Genomic DNA, 16,979 nt, shown 5'->3' with positions numbered 1-16,979 from the left:
CGTTGCATGGAGCGGACAGGGCGCGAAACGGGATCGCGTTTAGAAATGGTTAATGAGAATCATCCTCAACAACCGAGATCGGATTGTAATGTTTATTTACAAACGTGTAAATGTCTTCGAACGCCGATCTCGCGAGACGCCCGTCAGATAAGGCGAAAGCGCAACGCTGAAAGCTTACGCTAAGTAAACAATCTCTCGAACATGGCATAATGAGAATGATTCTTATTGGCGATTTGAGCAAGAACGACGACACTCCCTTCCCGATTCCCTCACTAAGCGACCCCTAAGTAATCCCCATCAGAGTGCCTCCTGAGTCGACGCTGGTTCAATCTCAAGGAGAGGCCTCTGATGTCCATATCCAAACGAACGTATCTCATCCAGGCAGCGAACAAGGTTCCGGAAGTGACGATCGCGTTCTGGCTGATCAAGATACTGTCGACGACCGTCGGCGAGACGGGCGCTGACTATCTCGCCGTCAATGTCGGGCTGGGCATGCTCATCACCGATGCGATCACGGCCGCGCTTCTCGCCATCGCGCTCGGCTTGCAACTGCACTTTCGAAGACTGGTCCCGTGGGCCTACTGGCTCAGCGTGGTGCTGATCAGCGTCGCGGGCACGCAGATCACCGATGCGCTGACCGATGGCGCCAGCGTCAGCCTGTATCTGAGCACCGCCTGCTTCGGCGCGCTGCTGGCGATCGTTTTCTGGCTCTGGTATCGCAGCGAGGGAACCTTGTCGATCCAGCATATCGACACCCGGCCGCGCGAGATCTTCTACTGGGTCGCGATCCTTTGCACGTTCGCGCTGGGCACCGCGGCAGGCGACCTGGCGACGGAAGCATTGGGACTAGGATTTTCGTGGGGCGTCGTGGTCTTCGGCGGACTCATCGCGCTCACCGCGGCGGCGGCGTATTTCGGTCTGAACCGCGTACTCGCCTTCTGGATCGCCTATATCCTCACGCGCCCGCTGGGCGCTTCACTCGGCGATCTGCTCTCGCAGTCGCGTACGTATGGCGGCGTCGGGCTCGGCGCGGTCTATACGAGCGTGGCGTTTCTCACGGCGATCGTCGCACTGGTGATTTTCGTCAGTATTCGCAAGCCGACGGCCAAGGCATCGCCCTCGGCACACATCTAGTCTTTAACGGGAGAGTCGAAGCATGAAAGCAAATTGGCTGTTGGTCACTGGCGTCAGCGCTGTCATCGGCGCGGCGGCGTTCCTTACTTCGTTCTCGCCTTCGGGTTTCGAACTGGTTGCCTCGGTACAGGCCGCATCGAAGCTTGGAGACCTGTCTGCGTTTCGCGGCATCGTCGTAGATACGGCGGCGAAGGTCGAAAAGAACGATCTCGCTGGCGCCAAAACTCGCATCAAGGATCTTGAGACGTCGTGGGACGAAGCCGAACCCGCGCTCAAGCCCAGAGCCGCATCGGACTGGCATACCGTCGACAAGGCGATCGATCGCGCGCTGGAGACGTTGCGCGCCAAAGCGCCCGAACAGGCGGCCTGCAAGAAGGCATTGGCGGATCTGCTTGCAACGATGGACAAGCTCGGATCATAGTAACGACGTGCCTGCTGCACGGCCGGGCCACGGCCTCATGACAATCAAAAACCAAAGGCGGAATGCATATGGATACGTTGTTGCTCGTCAAAGCCGCGATCATGGGCATCGTCGAAGGGTTGACGGAGTTTCTGCCGATCTCGTCGACCGGTCACCTGATCCTGGCCGGCTCGCTGCTCGACTTCACCAGCGAGAAAGCCAAGGTATTCGACATCGCGATCCATACGGGCGCCATCTTCGCCGTGATCCTGTTCTACTGGCGTCGTCTCGTCGACACCGCCGCCGCGCTCGGCGATTCCTCGCGTGCGCGGCGGTTCGTGTCGAACGTGCTGATCGCGTTTCTGCCTGCGGTGGTGATCGGTCTTCTGGCGGGCAAGGCGGTCAAGGCGCATCTCTTCACCCCGACGGTCGTGGCCACCTCCTTCATCGCCGGCGCGCTGGTGATCCTGTGGGCCGAGCGCCGGCCCAAGAGCGTGGTGCGCGTCTTCACCGTCGACGACATGTCGCCGTTCGATGCGCTCAAGGTCGGTCTCCTGCAATGTCTCGCGCTCGTGCCGGGCGTCAGCCGTTCGGGGTCGACCATCATCGGCGGCATGCTGGTCGGGCTGAGCCGAAACGCGGCGACCGAGTTCAGTTTCTTTCTTGCGATTCCCACCCTCATCGGCGCGGGCGCGTACAGCCTCTTCAAGGAACGTCATCTGCTCTCGGCGGCCGACGCGCCCTTGTTCGCCGTCGGATTGATCTTCTCATTCCTGAGCGCATGGGTCTGCGTGCGCTGGCTGCTGCGCTACGTCGCCACGCATGACTTCGTGCCGTTCGCCTGGTATCGGATCGCGTTCGGCATCGCCGTGCTGGTCACGGCGCATTTCGGCTGGGTCAACTGGGCCGACTGACGCGTCACCGGACGGCCGACGCAGATTACAGGATTGTCATTTGACAGTCAGAATCAGGTAAGTCGGCGACCCGCACACTCCACTCCGTTGTGCAATCAAAGAACCCGCGTGTCCGAGCGCCGGGTAACAACCGTGGATACGTACAGTGTGGATCGTTCGACTGGCCCTTCGTCGGCCCTATACCTTCATCGTTCTGGCGCTGCTGCTGTTCATGATCGGCCCGCTCGCGATCCTGCGCACGCCGACCGATATCTTCCCCAACATCAATATTCCGGTAGTCAGCATCGTCTGGTCCTATAACGGCTTTTCCGCCGAGGACATGGCCCGGCGCATCACGACCAACTATGAGCGCGCGCTGACTTCGGATATCGAAAACATCGAGCACGTGGAGTCGCAGTCGCTCAACGGCGTGTCGATCATCAAGATCTTTTTTCATCCCGGCGCGGACATCAACCGCGCGGTGGCGCAGGCGACGTCCAGCTCGGCGTCGATTTTGCGCGTCCTGCCGCCGGGCACGCTGCCGCCCAATATCATCACGTATAACGCGTCCACCGTGCCCATCCTGCAACTGGGTCTGACCAGTGCGACGCTGCCGGAACAATCGCTGTACGACCTCGGCAACAGTTTCGTTCGCACGCAGCTCGCCACCGTGCAGGGCGCTGCCGTGCCGCTGCCCTATGGCGGCAAGATTCGCCAGATCATGATCGATATCGATCCGCGCAAGCTGCAGGCAAGAAACCTCTCGCCGAGCGATATCGTCAACGCGGTGAACGTGCAGAACCTGATTTTGCCGGGCGGCACCGCGAAGATCGGCACGCGCGAATACAACGTCCAGATGAACGGCAGCACAGAGAGCGTCGCCGCGCTCAACGATCTGCCCATCGAGGCGGTCAACGGCGGCGTGGTCTATCTGCGCGACGTGGCCCAGGTGCGCGACGGCTATGCGCCGCAAACCAACATCGTGCGCAGCGACGGCAAGCGCGCCGCGCTGCTGACCGTCGAGAAGACCGGCAGCACGTCGACGCTGACCATCATCCAGCAGATCAAGTCGATGCTGCCTACGATCTCCGCCGGCTTGCCCAAGGCGTTGCATATCGTGCCGCTCGCGGATCAGTCGGTGTTCGTCAAGTCCGCGATTCTCGGCGTGGTGCGCGAGGCGCTGATCGCCGCGTGCCTGACCGCGATGATGATCCTGCTCTTTCTCGGCAGCTGGCGCGCGACGCTCATCATCGCGGTGACCATTCCGCTGTCGGTCATCACTTCGCTGCTGGCGCTGTCTGCGCTCGGCGAGACCATCAACATCATGACGCTCGGCGGTCTCGCGCTCGCCGTCGGCATTCTGGTGGACGATGCGACCGTCGCGATCGAGAACATCACGCATCATCTGGAGAACGGCGCGCCGCTTGCGGACGCCATTCTCAACGGCTCCGGTGAGATCGCCGTACCCACGTTCGTATCGACGCTTTCGATCTGCATCGTGTTCGCGCCGATGTTCATGCTTTCGGGCGTGGCGCGCTTTCTGTTCGTGCCGATGGCCGAGGCAGTCGTGTTCGCCATGTGCGCTTCGTACTTCTTCTCGCGCACGCTGATTCCGACGCTCGCCATGTACCTGCTCAAGGCCCGCGCGAAACATGCGCCGGCTGGGCGGCTCGCGTTTCTGTCGCGCTGGCAGGCGGGCTTCGAGCATCGCTTCGAAGCCCTGCGCGTGCGTTACAAGGCCGCGTTGACGCGCAACACAGGCAGGCCGCGCAGCGTCGTCATGGTCTTCGCGCTGTTCTGCGCGGGTTCGATGGCGCTGATTCCGTTCGCGGGACGCGACTTCTTTCCCAGTGTCGATACCGGCGAGATTCGCCTGCACATGCGCGCGCCGACGGGCACACGCATCGAAGAAACGGCGCGGCTCACCGATGAAGTCGAGGCGAAGATCCGCACCGTGATACCGAAGTCCGAAGAGGCGTCGCTGCTCGATAACATCGGCCTGCCGGTGAGCGGCATCAACCTCACGTATTCGTCGTCGGCGCCGATCGGCTCGGAAGATGCCGACATCATGATCGCCCTCAAGCCCGGTCATGCGCCCACCGCATCGTACGTCGCGAAACTGCGCGGCGTGCTGGCGGCCTCGTTTCCCGGCACCACGTTCTCGTTCCTGCCCGCCGACATCACGAGCCAGATTCTCAACTTCGGCCAGCCCGCGCCGATCGACATACAGATCGTCGGCAGGAACCTCGCCGCCAATCGCGCGGTAGCCAACGATCTGCTCGCCCGGATACGCGGCGTCCACGGACTCGTCGATGCACACATCCAGCAACCCGACGATGCCCCGGCGATCAACGTCCGTGTCGATCGCACCAAGGCCATGCTGGCCGGGCTCACGCAAAAGCAGATCGCGCAGGACATGCTGATCTCGCTCTCGGGCAGTTCGCAGACCACGCCGAATTTCTGGCTCGATCCAAAGAACGGCGTGAGTTATCCGCTCATGGCGCAGGTGCCTCAGTACGACATCCACTCGTTGCAGACGCTCGCCAATCTGCCGCTCAGCCAGCACACGGCGTCGAGCGCGCCGCAGAGCATCCTGGCGTCGCTCGGCAGCATGCAGCGCGGCTCGCAGCAAGCGGTCGTGTCGCACTACAACGTGCAGCCCGTGATCGATATCTACGCCTCGGTGCAGGGCCGCGATCTGGGTGGCGTCGCCGCGGACGTGTCGCGCCTGATCGCGCAGAGCCGCGCGCACCTGCCGGGCGGCTCGACCATCGTCATGCGCGGGCAGGTCCAGTCGATGACGCAGTCGTTCAACGGGCTCGGCTTCGGACTGATCTTCGCCATCGCGCTGGTCTATCTGCTGATGGTCGTGAACTTTCAGTCGTGGCTCGATCCGCTCATCATCATCGGCGGATTGCCTGCATCGCTTGCAGGTATCGCGTGGATGCTCTTCGCGACGGGCACCACGCTGAGCGTGCCGGCGCTGACCGGGACGATTCTCTGTATCGGCATCGCGACGGCCAACAGCATCCTGGTGGTCAACGCGGCGCGCGAACTGTTGAGCAATGGCATGGCGCCGGTGCAGGCCGCGATCGAAGCAGGCTTCTCACGCTTTCGCCCGGTGCTGATGACCGCGCTCGCCATGCTGATCGGCATGCTGCCGATGGCGCTCGGACTGGGCGATGGCGGCGAACAGAACGCGCCGCTCGGACGCGCGGTGATCGGCGGTTTGATGCTCGGCACGGTGTCCACGCTGCTTTTCGTGCCCGTGGTGTTCGGCGTCGTGCACGCCTGGCTCGCGCGCCGGCGCGCCGCGCGAGGCGCATCAGACGTCCATCCTTCCATCGACGCCAAATAACGACCATCATGAATCAGCAAGACGAACATACCACCAAGCCGCGCACGCCACGGCGCATTCTTCCTCCGCTGATCCTGCTCGGGATCGCCGCCGCACTGCTCGCTGTCGGCATCGTGCCGCGCCTGCATGCACAAAGCGCGCTGGCCGCGCAGGCCGACGTCCAGAGCGTGATGAACGTCTCGGTCATCGCGCCGCGTGCAGCGCCCGCCACGCAGGAACTGCTGCTGCCGGGCGCCGTGTCGGCGTTCTCGGACGCGTCCATCTACGCGCGCACCAGCGGCTATGTTCAGCACTGGTACGCCGATATCGGCGCGCACGTGAAGCAAGGGCAACTGCTCGCGGTGATCCAGACACCCGAAGTCGACGCGCAATTGCAGCAGGCACGCGCCGACGAAGCCACCGCGCGTGCGAACTATGTCTACGCGCGGGACACGGCCGCGCGCTGGCAGGACATGCTGAAGACGCAGTCGGTCTCGCAACAGGACGCCGATACGAAATCCGGCGATATGCTCGCGAAGCAGGCCATGCTGTCATCCGCGCAAGCCAACGTGCGCCGCCTCACGGAACTCGTGTCGTATGAGAAAGTGCTCGCGCCGTTCGACGGCGTGCTGAGCGCGCGCCGTGTCGATGTCGGCGCGCTCGTCACGGCAGGCGGCGCACCGGGACTCGCTGGCGCCACGGGCGAACTCTTCCATGAAGTGCAGAGCGACACCCTGCGCGTATTCATCGACGTCCCGCAGGGCGACGCGCCTTACGTGACCTCGACGACACAGGCGTATCTCACCGTGCAGCAGTATCCCGGACGACGTTTCCCCGCGACGGTCGCGCGCAATGCCGGCGCGATGGACCCGGTAACGCGCACTCTGCGCGTCGAGCTGGATGTCGCGAACGGCGATGGCGCGCTGTTGCCGGGCGCGTACGCACAGGCGCATCTGGAACTCGTCAGTCAGACGCCGAAACTGGATGTTCCTGTCAGCGCCCTGCTCTTTCGGCCGAACGGCGTGACGGTGGCGACCGTCGATGCATCGAACCGGATCAGCCTCAGGACCGTGACGCTCGGTCGCGATTTCGGCACGCATGTCGAAGTCGTGACCGGCCTGCAGGCGTCCGACAAGGTGATCGACAATCCCGGCGACGCCATCACGAGCGGCGAAGCGGTGAAGATCGCGAAGACCGCCAGCGCATCGTGAAGGAAAACAGAATGAATCGCGTCCCTTTCGCCCTGCATCGTTGCGCCGCCGCCCTCGTCTGCGTGGCGCTCGCCGCCTGCTCGACGGTGCCGCCGTACCATCAACCCGAGGTCGCCGTTCCGGCGCATTTCGCGGGCTCACCACAATGGTCCGTTGCCCAGCCTGCCGATTCGACACCGCGCGGCCCGTGGTGGACGGCATACAAGGACCCGCAGCTCGATGCGCTCGAAGCGCGCGTGAACGTCTCGAACGAGACGCTGAAGAAGGCCGTCTCTTCGTTGCAGGAAGCGCGCGCCATGGTCGACTATCAGCGCGCGGGCTTCTTCCCGACAGTGAGCGCCGGCGTCGCGCAGAGCCGCTACCGCACCTCGCAGAATCTGCTCGGCAAATCGCTGGCGGGACAGACCATCTCCGACTATTCGGCAGGCGTATCCGCGTCCTGGGAACCGGATCTCTTCGGGCGCATCCACGATGCCACCCTCGACGCGCAAGCCAGCGCCGAAGCAAGCGCCGCCGATGTCGAAGCGTTGCGCCTCTCGCTCTCGAGTCAGCTCGCGGTGGACTACTTCAATCTCCGCTCGCTCGATACACAAAAGCAGCTTCTCGACGATTCCGTCAGTGCCTACGACGCTGCCCTGCAACTGCTGAAGCGGCAACTTGCCAGCGGCGCAATCGACGCATCGGCTGTCGCGCAAGCGCAGGCGCAACTGGAAAGCACGCGCACGCAGGCGACCGAAGCCGCGTCGCAGCGCGCAATGCTCGAACATGCGATCGCGACGCTCATCGGCGAACCGGCTTCGACGTTTTCGATTCCATCGCGCCAACAAACCTTCCTGTTGCCGGACATTCCGCATGCCGTGCCTTCGCAATTGCTCGAACGGCGGCCGGACATCGCCGCGGCCGAACGCCGCGTGTTCGCCGCCAATGCGCAAATCGGCGAAGCGCGCGCCGCGTTCTTTCCCGACCTGGTCCTGAGCGCGAGCGCGGGTCTGGAGTCGAGCTTCTTTGCGCCCTGGCTCACCGCGCCGAGTCTCTTCTGGTCAATCGGTCCGCAGCTCGCAGGCACCTTGTTCGATGGCGGACGCCGGAAGGCTTCGTTGGAAAGCGCGCATGCCCGCTATGACGGCTACGTCGCGGATTACCGGCAGACCGTGCTGACTTCGTTCCAGCAAGTCGAGGACAACCTCACAGCTTTGAACGCACTCGCCGACGAAGCATGCAGTCAGCGCGTCGCCTCGGACGCGGCGGCGCTCTCCCTGAAGCTTGTGAAGAATCGTTTCGATGCTGGCGCGGTGAGCTATCTGGATGTCGTGACCGCGCAGACCATTGCGCTCACCAACGAACGCACCGCCGAGCAGATCGACGCGCGCCGGGCCGTCGCCTCCGTGGGGCTGCTGGTCGCGCTGGGCGGCGGCTGGCGGGTAAGGGCCGATCAATGATATTGGACTTGTGACTGGAGCGGCACGGGAGTTCGGCATGTCGAAACATGCCGGCGCAACCCGTGCAACTCAGTGCCGCACGGCGTGCCTATACGCTTCCCGCCCGGCCGCGACGCGGGACAGCAGGACGATGGTCACCGCGGTGACAACGTACGCGACGATTTGCGTACCTGCAGGACGTGCCGTGTAGCCGATGAGCGCATGCAGCATCTTGCCGAGCAACGAGGTCTCGTCGAGCAGGCCGGAGGTGTCCCAGACGGCGTCGCCCCAGGTCGGCACGAGATCGGCCGAGATGAGGAAGCCGATACCCTGGCTTGCCATGCCCGCGGCAAGCAGGACAATCAGCGCGTTGGTCACAGTGAAGAGACGCTTCAGCGGGATCTGCAACAGGCCCGCATACATGGCATAGCCCAGGAATACGCCACCTGCGAGACCAAGCACCCCGCCAAGCGCCATTTCGGGCTTCTGACCCGGCGAACTGACGAGCACGCCGTAGAGAAACAGGACGGCCTCGGCGCCCTCGCGCAGCACGGCCGCGCCAACCACGATGGCAAGGCCCGCCAGCGGCCGCGTTCCGCTGGCCACCGCCTTGCCGACTTCCGCGATCTGCCGCGCCATCTCGCGGCTATGCCGGCTCATCCAGATGCTGTGCCATCCGAGCATCGCGACCGCGACGAACATGACGGCGGCATTGAAGTATTCCTGTCCGAACCCCGATGCAAGATTCGACAGCGCATCCGCGAAGAGCGCGAGCAGGGCCGCGCCGGCCAGACCTCCAATCAGTCCGCCGCCGACCCACCATCCACGTCCCGCGACGCCTCTGCTCGCCGCAAGGACGATGGAAACGATCAGCGACGCTTCGAGCACTTCCCGAAACACAATCAGAGCGGTGGGCAACATGGCGGAGGTTGGCGAACGAGGAAAAGCTACGAGCGTAAACAGATTGCAAGCAAAAAGGCTTAGCGTTTGCTTACGCGACGTAGCGCAATTGATGAAACCGTTCCCCGCGCGTCCGCGTTCAGTGCGACGTCTGACCGTCCGTTGCGCCGCCGTAACCCGTTGCCGAGACATGCGCCTGCTCGCGGGCCTGGAAGGCCGCCTTGTTCCGCGCGACGGCGGCTGCATTCGGCGGATAGTCCGTGCCGCTCGAAGGCAACAGACCCTGTGCCTCGGCCTGAACCAGTTGTTGATTGACCTCAGCGCGCGTCAATCCGCTGGTCTGCGCGGACGCCTGACCTGCCACGCCAATAGCCAATGAAGCGAGAAGAAACATAGCAGCCTTGTTCATGATCCAAGTCCCTTAGGAATACGTAAATAGATTAATTGAGTTTCGCGGCGACGCCGCTTCAAACGCTATTGCGCAGCGGTGCCCGTTTGATGCGCGCCGCCCTGATCGCCGCCATACGCGCCGTTGTGACCTTGCATCGCTGCGACTTTCGCTTCGGCGGACATGAGCGCATTGGGATAATCGGCGTCATGTGTGCTCGGCCGATACCCGACCGCTTCCAGCTGCGCGAGATCGGCGCGCACTTCCGCGCGTGTCACCTGGCCGCCCGTGGTTTGCGCGAACGCGCTGAACGGCAGCAATGTGGTCGCTACCAGTACCGCACATGCCATAGCTTTCATGGTTTTCCCTCTCCGATATAGAAGACGAGGGTTTTGCCCGAGTGCAATTGACCCTCCCGACACCGGCTTCAATGATTGCCGACGCTGAAGTCATTCTGGATTCGGAGCGCTGCCGAAAGTCTGACTGTGACGTTACAAGTTTGAAATCTGAAGGCGTAGAAACGCTGCTGCCTGCGGAACGTTTATTTCTGTCTCGCGGGCAAGCCAGGCGCTTCCGCAACCGGGAAGGTCAGTATGAACCGCGTGCTGCGCGCATCGCTCTCGGCGTGCGCGCGGCCGCCGTGCAGGTCCATGATGGTGCGAACGATCGCAAGTCCGAGTCCGGCCGATCCTGCAGCCGCCCCTGACGCACCGCGCGATGGATCTGCCCGGTAAAAGCGATCGAAGATCCGCTCGAGCAGGGAAGGATGAATGGGCGCGCCTTCGTTCTCCACGCATACGCGGGTCATGTCTCCCGCGTCGTGGATCGACAGGGTGATCACGCCTTGCGCCGGCGTGAATCGCATGGCGTTGGCAAGCAGGTTGCTGACCGCGCGCCTGAAGAGTTCCACATCGACGCGCAACATCGCGGACCCACACACGACGATATGAACACCCGCATCGTCCGCCAGTCCCTCGAAGTAATCACCGATATGCTGCAATTCCTTGCCGCCGTCGATGACGCGCATGTTCTTCGAAAACTGCGGATGCTCGGCGCGCGCGAGAAACAGCACGTTCTCGATCATCCGCGAAAGCCGCTCGCACTCTTCGAGGCTGGACTCGAGTGTCGCCTGATACTCCTCGACGGGGCGTGGCCGCGCGAGCGCGACCTCCATCGCACCACGCATGTTGGAAAGCGGCGTACGCATGTCGTGCGCGAGATCGGCGGTGAATTGCGAGAGTCGTTGAAAGCTGCTCTCCAGTCCGGCGAGCATCCCGTTCAGCGAGACGACGAGCGGTTCGAGTTCGGTGGGAATGCGCGACATTTCGATGCGTGTATTGAGCTTGTCCGAAGTGATGCTGGCCGCATCGACAGCCATTTCACGCACCGGCCGCATGGCGCGACGCACGAGGAAATAGCCGATGCAGAACGCCAGCAGAACGCCGAGCATGCCTGCCACATTCAGCTTGTCGCGGTATCGATCCAGCAGCACCCAACGGTCATGCATGTTGCGCATGACGACGATGGTCGCAGTCGTTCCGTTCTGCAGCAAGGCATCGACCGCGAGTGCGCGAATCGGCGCGCCGGCGGTCGTGGCGAGCGGCAGGATGGATCGTTCCGTGATCTGTGCGTCGGCAGGTACGGCGGCGGGAATCTCCAGCGTGGCGGTCGCTGGATCGACGTTGTGTTGCACGAGCGTCTTCCCGGCCGAGTCGAGGATTCGCAGCGATAGGGCTTCGTTTCCGAGCACCTGGCTTTCGAGTCGTTCCTGATGCTGCAGAATATCGCCGTAGTCGGTCAACTCGTCGGCAAGGCGGCGTGTATGCCGGGCCGCGAGAACGATATCGAGATCATCCTGAACCTTGACCTGCTGTTCCAGCGCGAAGTAGACGAACGTGCCGACGAGCCCGAATACCGCCAGTGTGGTCGCCGCGAACGCCAGAGCAAGCGTGGTGGTCAGCGAACGTGGTCTGATCACGCCGAGTCTTCCAGCGCGATGACGTAACCCACACCGCGAACGGTCTGAATCAGTTTGGTGGCGAATTCGTCGTCGATCTTCGCGCGCAGTCTTCGTATGGCGACTTCCACGACATTGGTGTCGCTGTCGAAATTCATGTCCCAGACGTATGACGCTATCTGCGTGCGGCTCAATACTTCGCCGTGCCGTCTGGCGAGCAATTGCAGCAACGCGAACTCGCGCGGCGTGAGGTCGATGCGCTTGCCCGCGCGCTTGACGCGCCGCCGCGTGACGTCGATTTCCAGATCTCCGAGAACGATGAGATCGCTTTCCCGAGGGGGACCGCGACGCGCAAGCGAGCGCACCCGGGCGAGCAGTTCGACAAAGGCGAAGGGTTTGACCAGATAGTCGTCGGCACCCAGTTCCAGGCCGCGCACGCGGTCGGAAACGTCGTCGCGCGCGGTCAAAAAAAGAACGGGCGTCGACTTCGACTCGCGCAGGTTCTTGACCACGGACCAGCCGTCCATCGAGGGCAGCATGACGTCGAGAACGATCACGTCGTAGTTCTCTTCTTTCGCGAGAATGAGGCCCTCGGCGCCATCGCCGACCACGTCGACAAGGTAACCCGCTTCCTCGAGGCCCTTTTTGATGTAGGCGCCCGCCTTCTGCTCGTCTTCGACAATGAGTACCCGCATCGTGGCAGTTCCGTTTGCTCAAAGTTCGTCTGCAGGCAATTTTACGCGCGCCTCACGCAAGCTGAATTACAAATCTGTTATCTAGGGATGGTTCAGCCAGGACGGGTTTTCCTGCAAATCCTGAGGGAGAAAAAGCCCCGGCGATGATCGGGCTCATCCTGCAACGCATACCCATCCTTATGACATCCTTAACAAAGACTGCAATCGACGAAAATAAAGTACGCAGAAGACAGTCAATCGAAAGCGCTTGTTCATGGACACGCCGCAATCGCACCGCAAATTGATAGGCCTCTGAAAAGAGGTTCATCAATTGACAAAAAGGTGAGACATGAAGAAGACGAACAGGCGCGCCCTCGCGCAAAGCCCTCTCCTCGGCGCGATTCTCGCGGCGGTCGCCTTTCACGCGTCGCATGCGAAGGCGGACGAGCGCGATCATCGCCGGCCGGATCATGACGACCGCGCTATCGCGAAACATGTGATTCTGATCAGTTTCGACGGTCTGCACGAACAGGACGTCGCGCGCTGCGTGGCGTCCAATGCGTGTCCCAACATCGCGCTGCTCGCGAAGGACGGTGTTACTTACACGAACGCTCACACGCCCGGACTGTCCGATTCCTTTCCGGGTCTCGCCGCACTCGTGACCGGTGGCTCGCCCAAGACGACCGGGCTCTTCTACGACGTGTCGTACGACCGCACCCTGTACGCACCGTCCGATGCCAACTGCAGCGGCGCGCAGGGCTGGAATGTGGTCTTCGACGAAACCACCGGCATCGATGGCCAGAACGGCGGAGCGCTCACGCATCTCGACGGCGGCGGCGCATTCAATCCGCAGGCGATTCCCCATGCGAAAGTCGATGGCGTCTGCAAGCCCGTTTATCCGCACGATTATGTGAAGACCAATACCGTCTTCGAGGTCGTCAAGTCGAGCGTGCCGCAAGCGCGCACGGCGTGGGCCGACAAACACGCGTGGGGCTACGACTGGCTGAACGGACCGTCGGGCGCGGGCGTCGACGATCTGATGCGTACCGAGATCAACGCCATCGACCCGAAGACGAACTCGAACTACACCGACATCTACACGCATACCGAAGTCTTCGACGATCTCCACGTGCAGGCGCTCGTCAATCAGATCGACGGCAAGAGTTCGACAGGCGACGCCTCGCCTGGCGTGCCGACCCTCTTCGGCGCGAACTTCCAGACGCTGAGCGTCGCGCAGAAGGCCACGGTGGCGACGAACGGCGGCTATCTCGACGCCAGCTTCACGCCGGGTCCGCAGGTGAGCGCCGCCATCGCTTATGTCGACGCGTCGCTCGGGCGTATCGTGTCGGAGCTGAAACAGCGCGGCCTGTATCGGTCCACCGCGATCATCGTGACGGCCAAGCACGGCCAGTCGCCGTCCGATCACAGCAAGCTCGTCAAGAACGGCGATACGGTCGCGGCGCTGCTTCAGGCGAACAACTATCTCGATCCGAAGGGCAACTACGGCCAGAACGCGACGAAGACCGGCAACCTGAACGATGGCAGCGGGCTGGCCGACACCGGCTTCGTACAGAGCGACGACGTCAGTCTCATCTGGCTGCGCGATCAGCATCAGCTTGCGCAGGCGGTCAAGTCGCTCAAGGACAATCTGGGCTGTAACGCGCCGGGCATCTGCGCGGACGGACCGGATGCCTATCTGCTCTACGGTCCGCGCATCGCAGCCGCGTTCGGCGATCCGAAACAGGGCCGCACGCCGGACATCATCGTGCAGCCGAATCCGGGCGTGATCTACACGTCGAGCGCGTCGAAGGATGAAGAGCACGGTGGCAACGCGCCAGATGACGGCCATCTCGGCCTGATCGTGTACGCGCCCGGAATGAAGCACGCGGGCCGCACGGTCGATGACCGTGTGCTGACCACGCAGGTCGCGCCGACCATGCTCAGGCTTCTGGGCGTGAACGCCAGACGCCTGCATTCCGTCGAGATCGAAGGCACGCAAGCGTTGCCCGGATTCGACGGCGAGCGCTTCTAATCGCGCGCTCCCGGCGGCAATTTCCGCTCTCTCGTTTTGCCCGTCCAGACGGACGGGTTTTTTTTTGGCGGCGCATCTCGCAGCGACGCATTGTCTGACCTTTCCGTCGCGTAAACCCTTGATTGACTAAAGGCACCTATCGCAAATATCATTTTTTCAAGGAGAGACAGTGTCTCTCATAGGGAGACAAAAAATGCTCAAAACACTCGATAGCGCATTGGCGTTGCTTACCCGATTCACACTTCAGGATCCTTCGTGGGGCGTGAGGGAGCTCGCGAAAGCCACCGGCGTCCACTACGCCGTGGTGCATCGCGTGCTCGCGTCGTTCGCGGAGAATGGCTTCCTGCGGCAGGACAGCGCCGGCCGCTATTCGCTGGGCTTGCGGCTGTTCGAGCTTGGTCAGGTCGCGCACCGCACCTTCGCGCCTTCCGACGTCGTGCAACCCGCGCTCGATGCGCTGGCCCAGACGAGCGGCGAAACCGTGTTCCTTTCTCTTCTCGACGGCACCGACGCGGTTTGCACCGACATGGCGCAGAGTCAGCAGCAGTTGCGCTTCTCCATCGAACTGGGTCAGCGGTTCGCGCTCAACGCCGGCGCGCACGCGAAAGCAATCCTCGCTTTTCAGCCCGAAGCGTTTCGCGCCACGATCCATCAACACACCAAAACGGCAGGCCACGCGAAGCTGGAAGAACAACTCGCCAGGGTGCGGGAGGACGGGTGGTGCCACACGCGCGAGGAGGCGGCCGCGACGGTCGCCGGGCTCGCAGTCCCGCTATGGTCTCGCGACCGCCGCAGCGTCATCGGTTCGCTGGGCATCGCCGGGCCCGTCCAGCGACTGGATGGCGAGGCCATTCCGCGACTCATCGAAGCCCTGAAGAAGACCCGCGAAACGATCGAGCCCGTGGTCGGGCTGACCGGTTGACCCTTCCGACGACTCACCCACCCTATTGCCTGAGCCGCGCCACTCGAGCCGGCGGAGACACGACATCATGAAAGGATCAATCGACATGCCTGCCGATTTAGACACATCCGTGCCAGCAGACTCGCCGCGCCCGCGCGTGTCCTTCTTCGAGCCTTTGCTGCTGGTCGTGTCGATGGGCCTCTCGGTGCTGGGCGCGATCATCGGCATGCAGCTCATCGTTTCGCTCGGCATTTCGGCGAACACGTCGATCATCGGCGCGTTGATCGCGATCGTGTTCTCGCGCATTCCGCTACAGGTAACGCGCCGCTTCCGGGTGCTCGAACGGCAAAACCTCGTGCAGACGGCCATTTCGTCGGCCACGTTCGGCGCCGCCAATTCGCTGATGATCCCGCTCGGCGTGCCGTTCGCGATGGGCATGCCCGAACTCGTCACGCCGATGCTCATCGGCGCCATTGCGGCGATGCTCGTCGACGGCGCGATGCTCTATCACCTCTTCGGCAGCAAGATCTTTCCGGCGACCGGTACGTGGCCGGCCGGAGTCGCTACCGCCGAAGCCATCTGGGCCGGCGATCAAGGCGGCCGCAAGGCCGCCTTCCTCGGACTCGGCGTTGCGGCCGGCGTTGCCGGCGCGATCGTCGGCGTGCCGATGTCCGCGTTCGGCGCGGCCTTCCTCGGCAATCTCGCCGCGCTGACGATGTTCGGCATAGGTCTGCTGATCCGCGGCTATTCGATTCCGCTCCTTCATGTCGACATCGCGGCGGCCTATATTCCGCACGGGCTGATGATCGGCGCGGGCATCGTCGCGCTGTTTCAGGTGGCGCGCGAGATTCATCGCTCGCGTGCAAGCAACGACACCGATCCGCGCAATCTGGAAATGTCGGGCGCGCGGGCAACGCGCGTGCTGTCCGGCGGATTCATCGCGTACATGCTCGTCGCGCTGTTGATCTCGGTGCTTGCAGGTCACATCACCGAGTTGTCGCCGGGGATGCTGGTCGGCTTCATCGTCTATGCCGCGCTCGCCGCTTACGCGCACGAATTGATCGTCGGCATCGCGGCGATGCATTCCGGCTGGTTCCCGGCGTTCGCCGTCGCGCTCATCACGTTGACGATCGGCATCGTGATCGGCTTCCCGCCCTCGGCGCTGGCCGTGCTGGCCGGCTTCTCGGCCGCCACGGGCCCGGCGTTCGCGGACATGGGTTACGACCTCAAGACCGGCTATCTGCTGCGCGGTGAAGGCCGCGACATGGACGCCGAACTGGCAGGCCGCCGGCAGCAGCTGATCGCCGCGATGGCAGGTTTCATCGTCGCGGCGATCGTCGTGATCGCGTTTCACGATCACTTCTTCTCGCGCAACATGGTGCCGCCCGTCGACCGCGTTTATGCGGCGTCGGTGAAGGCCGGCTCGTCGATGGAAATCGCCCGCAACCTCTCCATCTGGGCGATTCCGGGCGCGCTCCTGCAATTGCTCGGCGGCGCCAAGCGGCAACTCGGCATTCTGCTTTCGACCGGCATGCTGATCGCTTCGCCACTTGCTGGCTGGGCCGTACTTGCCGGACTCGCGATCCGCTTTGTCATCACGCGTCTGCGCGGCGAGCGCCATACCGCCGAGATGAGCGCGTTCGCGGGCGGCGTCATCGCCGGCGACGCCCTGTTCAGTTTCGGGGGTTCCGTCAGCCGTCTGCACAAGTAATCCGCTTCCCTTCTTCTGGACCT

14 protein-coding genes are annotated in these 16,979 nt (G+C 63.0%); 9 read left to right on the top strand and 5 right to left on the bottom strand.

Going from position 1 to position 16,979, the window contains the following annotated elements:
• Positions 1 to 348 precede the first annotated feature (348 nt).
• The 6 genes from NK8_RS22500 to NK8_RS22475 all read left to right on the top strand — a co-directional run bounded on the left by NK8_RS22500 (position 349) and on the right by NK8_RS22475 (position 8,414).
• Positions 349 to 1,134: a hypothetical protein gene (locus NK8_RS22500; protein WP_213231211.1), complete on the top strand. Its 786-nt coding sequence runs from the start codon at positions 349 to 351 to the stop codon at positions 1,132 to 1,134.
• A 22-nt stretch (positions 1,135 to 1,156) separates the two neighbouring features.
• Positions 1,157 to 1,555: a histidine kinase gene (locus NK8_RS22495; protein ID WP_213231209.1), complete on the top strand. Its 399-nt coding sequence runs from the start codon at positions 1,157 to 1,159 to the stop codon at positions 1,553 to 1,555.
• A 68-nt stretch (positions 1,556 to 1,623) separates the two neighbouring features.
• Positions 1,624 to 2,448, top strand: coding sequence for an undecaprenyl-diphosphate phosphatase (locus NK8_RS22490; RefSeq protein WP_213231207.1), 825 nt, complete (start codon positions 1,624 to 1,626; stop codon positions 2,446 to 2,448).
• 145 nt (positions 2,449 to 2,593) lie between these two features.
• Entirely contained in the window at positions 2,594 to 5,785 is a 3,192-nt protein-coding gene (locus NK8_RS22485; RefSeq protein ID WP_213231205.1) for an efflux RND transporter permease subunit, read from the top strand.
• Between the two features lie 8 nt (positions 5,786 to 5,793).
• On the top strand, positions 5,794 to 6,975 hold the full coding sequence (locus tag NK8_RS22480; protein ID WP_213231203.1) for an efflux RND transporter periplasmic adaptor subunit: 1,182 nt from the start codon (positions 5,794 to 5,796) through the stop codon (positions 6,973 to 6,975).
• 11 nt (positions 6,976 to 6,986) lie between these two features.
• Positions 6,987 to 8,414: an efflux transporter outer membrane subunit gene (locus NK8_RS22475; protein WP_213231201.1), complete on the top strand. Its 1,428-nt coding sequence runs from the start codon at positions 6,987 to 6,989 to the stop codon at positions 8,412 to 8,414.
• Between the two features lie 69 nt (positions 8,415 to 8,483).
• Here the strand turns inward: NK8_RS22475 and NK8_RS22470 are convergent, their stop codons facing one another.
• The 5 genes from NK8_RS22470 to NK8_RS22450 all read right to left on the bottom strand — a co-directional run bounded on the left by NK8_RS22470 (position 8,484) and on the right by NK8_RS22450 (position 12,333).
• Positions 8,484 to 9,314 carry an FTR1 family protein gene (locus tag NK8_RS22470; protein ID WP_213231199.1) on the bottom strand — a complete coding sequence of 277 codons (831 nt, stop codon included), beginning with the start codon at positions 9,312 to 9,314 and terminating at the stop codon, positions 8,484 to 8,486.
• A gap of 118 nt (positions 9,315 to 9,432) precedes the next feature.
• Positions 9,433 to 9,702: a DUF4148 domain-containing protein gene (locus NK8_RS22465; protein WP_213231197.1), complete on the bottom strand. Its 270-nt coding sequence runs from the start codon at positions 9,700 to 9,702 to the stop codon at positions 9,433 to 9,435.
• A gap of 65 nt (positions 9,703 to 9,767) precedes the next feature.
• A complete protein-coding gene (locus NK8_RS22460; RefSeq protein WP_213231195.1) occupies positions 9,768 to 10,040 on the bottom strand; it encodes a DUF4148 domain-containing protein in 273 nt (90 codons plus the stop codon).
• 182 nt (positions 10,041 to 10,222) lie between these two features.
• A complete protein-coding gene (locus NK8_RS22455; RefSeq protein ID WP_213231505.1) occupies positions 10,223 to 11,656 on the bottom strand; it encodes a heavy metal sensor histidine kinase in 1,434 nt (477 codons plus the stop codon).
• Entirely contained in the window at positions 11,656 to 12,333 is a 678-nt protein-coding gene (locus tag NK8_RS22450; protein ID WP_061176283.1) for a heavy metal response regulator transcription factor, read from the bottom strand. The genes NK8_RS22455 and NK8_RS22450 overlap by 1 nt, the downstream gene beginning before the upstream one ends.
• Before the next feature lie 328 nt (positions 12,334 to 12,661).
• Here NK8_RS22450 and NK8_RS22445 point away from each other — a divergent pair, with 328 nt between their 5' ends.
• From NK8_RS22445 to NK8_RS22435, 3 genes are all read left to right on the top strand, one after another.
• Positions 12,662 to 14,344 (top strand): alkaline phosphatase family protein, encoded by a 1,683-nt coding sequence (locus NK8_RS22445; RefSeq protein WP_213231194.1) that lies wholly within the window; start codon positions 12,662 to 12,664, stop codon positions 14,342 to 14,344.
• A 193-nt stretch (positions 14,345 to 14,537) separates the two neighbouring features.
• A complete protein-coding gene (locus tag NK8_RS22440) occupies positions 14,538 to 15,266 on the top strand; it encodes an IclR family transcriptional regulator (RefSeq protein ID WP_213231193.1) in 729 nt (242 codons plus the stop codon).
• A gap of 67 nt (positions 15,267 to 15,333) precedes the next feature.
• A complete protein-coding gene (locus NK8_RS22435) occupies positions 15,334 to 16,956 on the top strand; it encodes an OPT/YSL family transporter (protein WP_225936385.1) in 1,623 nt (540 codons plus the stop codon).
• Positions 16,957 to 16,979 lie beyond the last annotated feature (23 nt).

Source organism: Caballeronia sp. NK8 (assembly GCF_018408855.1).
In the GTDB taxonomy this organism is placed as follows: domain Bacteria; phylum Pseudomonadota; class Gammaproteobacteria; order Burkholderiales; family Burkholderiaceae; genus Caballeronia.
The sequence above is the reverse complement of the archived record's forward strand: the minus strand, read 5'-3'. Positions and strand labels throughout refer to the sequence as shown.

Bases quoted from the DNA above. Each gene is read 5' to 3' on its own strand.
- NK8_RS22460 (WP_213231195.1), bottom strand. From the start codon at position 10,040: ATGAAAGCTATGGCATGTGCGGTACTGGTAGCGACCACATTGCTGCCG.
- NK8_RS22445 (WP_213231194.1), top strand. From the start codon at position 12,662: ATGAAGAAGACGAACAGGCGCGCCCTCGCGCAAAGCCCTCTCCTCGGC.
- NK8_RS22475 (WP_213231201.1), top strand. From the start codon at position 6,987: ATGAATCGCGTCCCTTTCGCCCTGCATCGTTGCGCCGCCGCCCTCGTC.
- NK8_RS22450 (WP_061176283.1), bottom strand. From the start codon at position 12,333: ATGCGGGTACTCATTGTCGAAGACGAGCAGAAGGCGGGCGCCTACATC.
- NK8_RS22435 (WP_225936385.1), top strand. From the start codon at position 15,334: ATGAAAGGATCAATCGACATGCCTGCCGATTTAGACACATCCGTGCCA.
- NK8_RS22465 (WP_213231197.1), bottom strand. From the start codon at position 9,702: ATGAACAAGGCTGCTATGTTTCTTCTCGCTTCATTGGCTATTGGCGTG.
- NK8_RS22490 (WP_213231207.1), top strand. From the start codon at position 1,624: ATGGATACGTTGTTGCTCGTCAAAGCCGCGATCATGGGCATCGTCGAA.
- NK8_RS22495 (WP_213231209.1), top strand. From the start codon at position 1,157: ATGAAAGCAAATTGGCTGTTGGTCACTGGCGTCAGCGCTGTCATCGGC.
- NK8_RS22480 (WP_213231203.1), top strand. From the start codon at position 5,794: ATGAATCAGCAAGACGAACATACCACCAAGCCGCGCACGCCACGGCGC.
- NK8_RS22470 (WP_213231199.1), bottom strand. From the start codon at position 9,314: ATGTTGCCCACCGCTCTGATTGTGTTTCGGGAAGTGCTCGAAGCGTCG.
- NK8_RS22440 (WP_213231193.1), top strand. From the start codon at position 14,538: ATGCTCAAAACACTCGATAGCGCATTGGCGTTGCTTACCCGATTCACA.
- NK8_RS22500 (WP_213231211.1), top strand. From the start codon at position 349: ATGTCCATATCCAAACGAACGTATCTCATCCAGGCAGCGAACAAGGTT.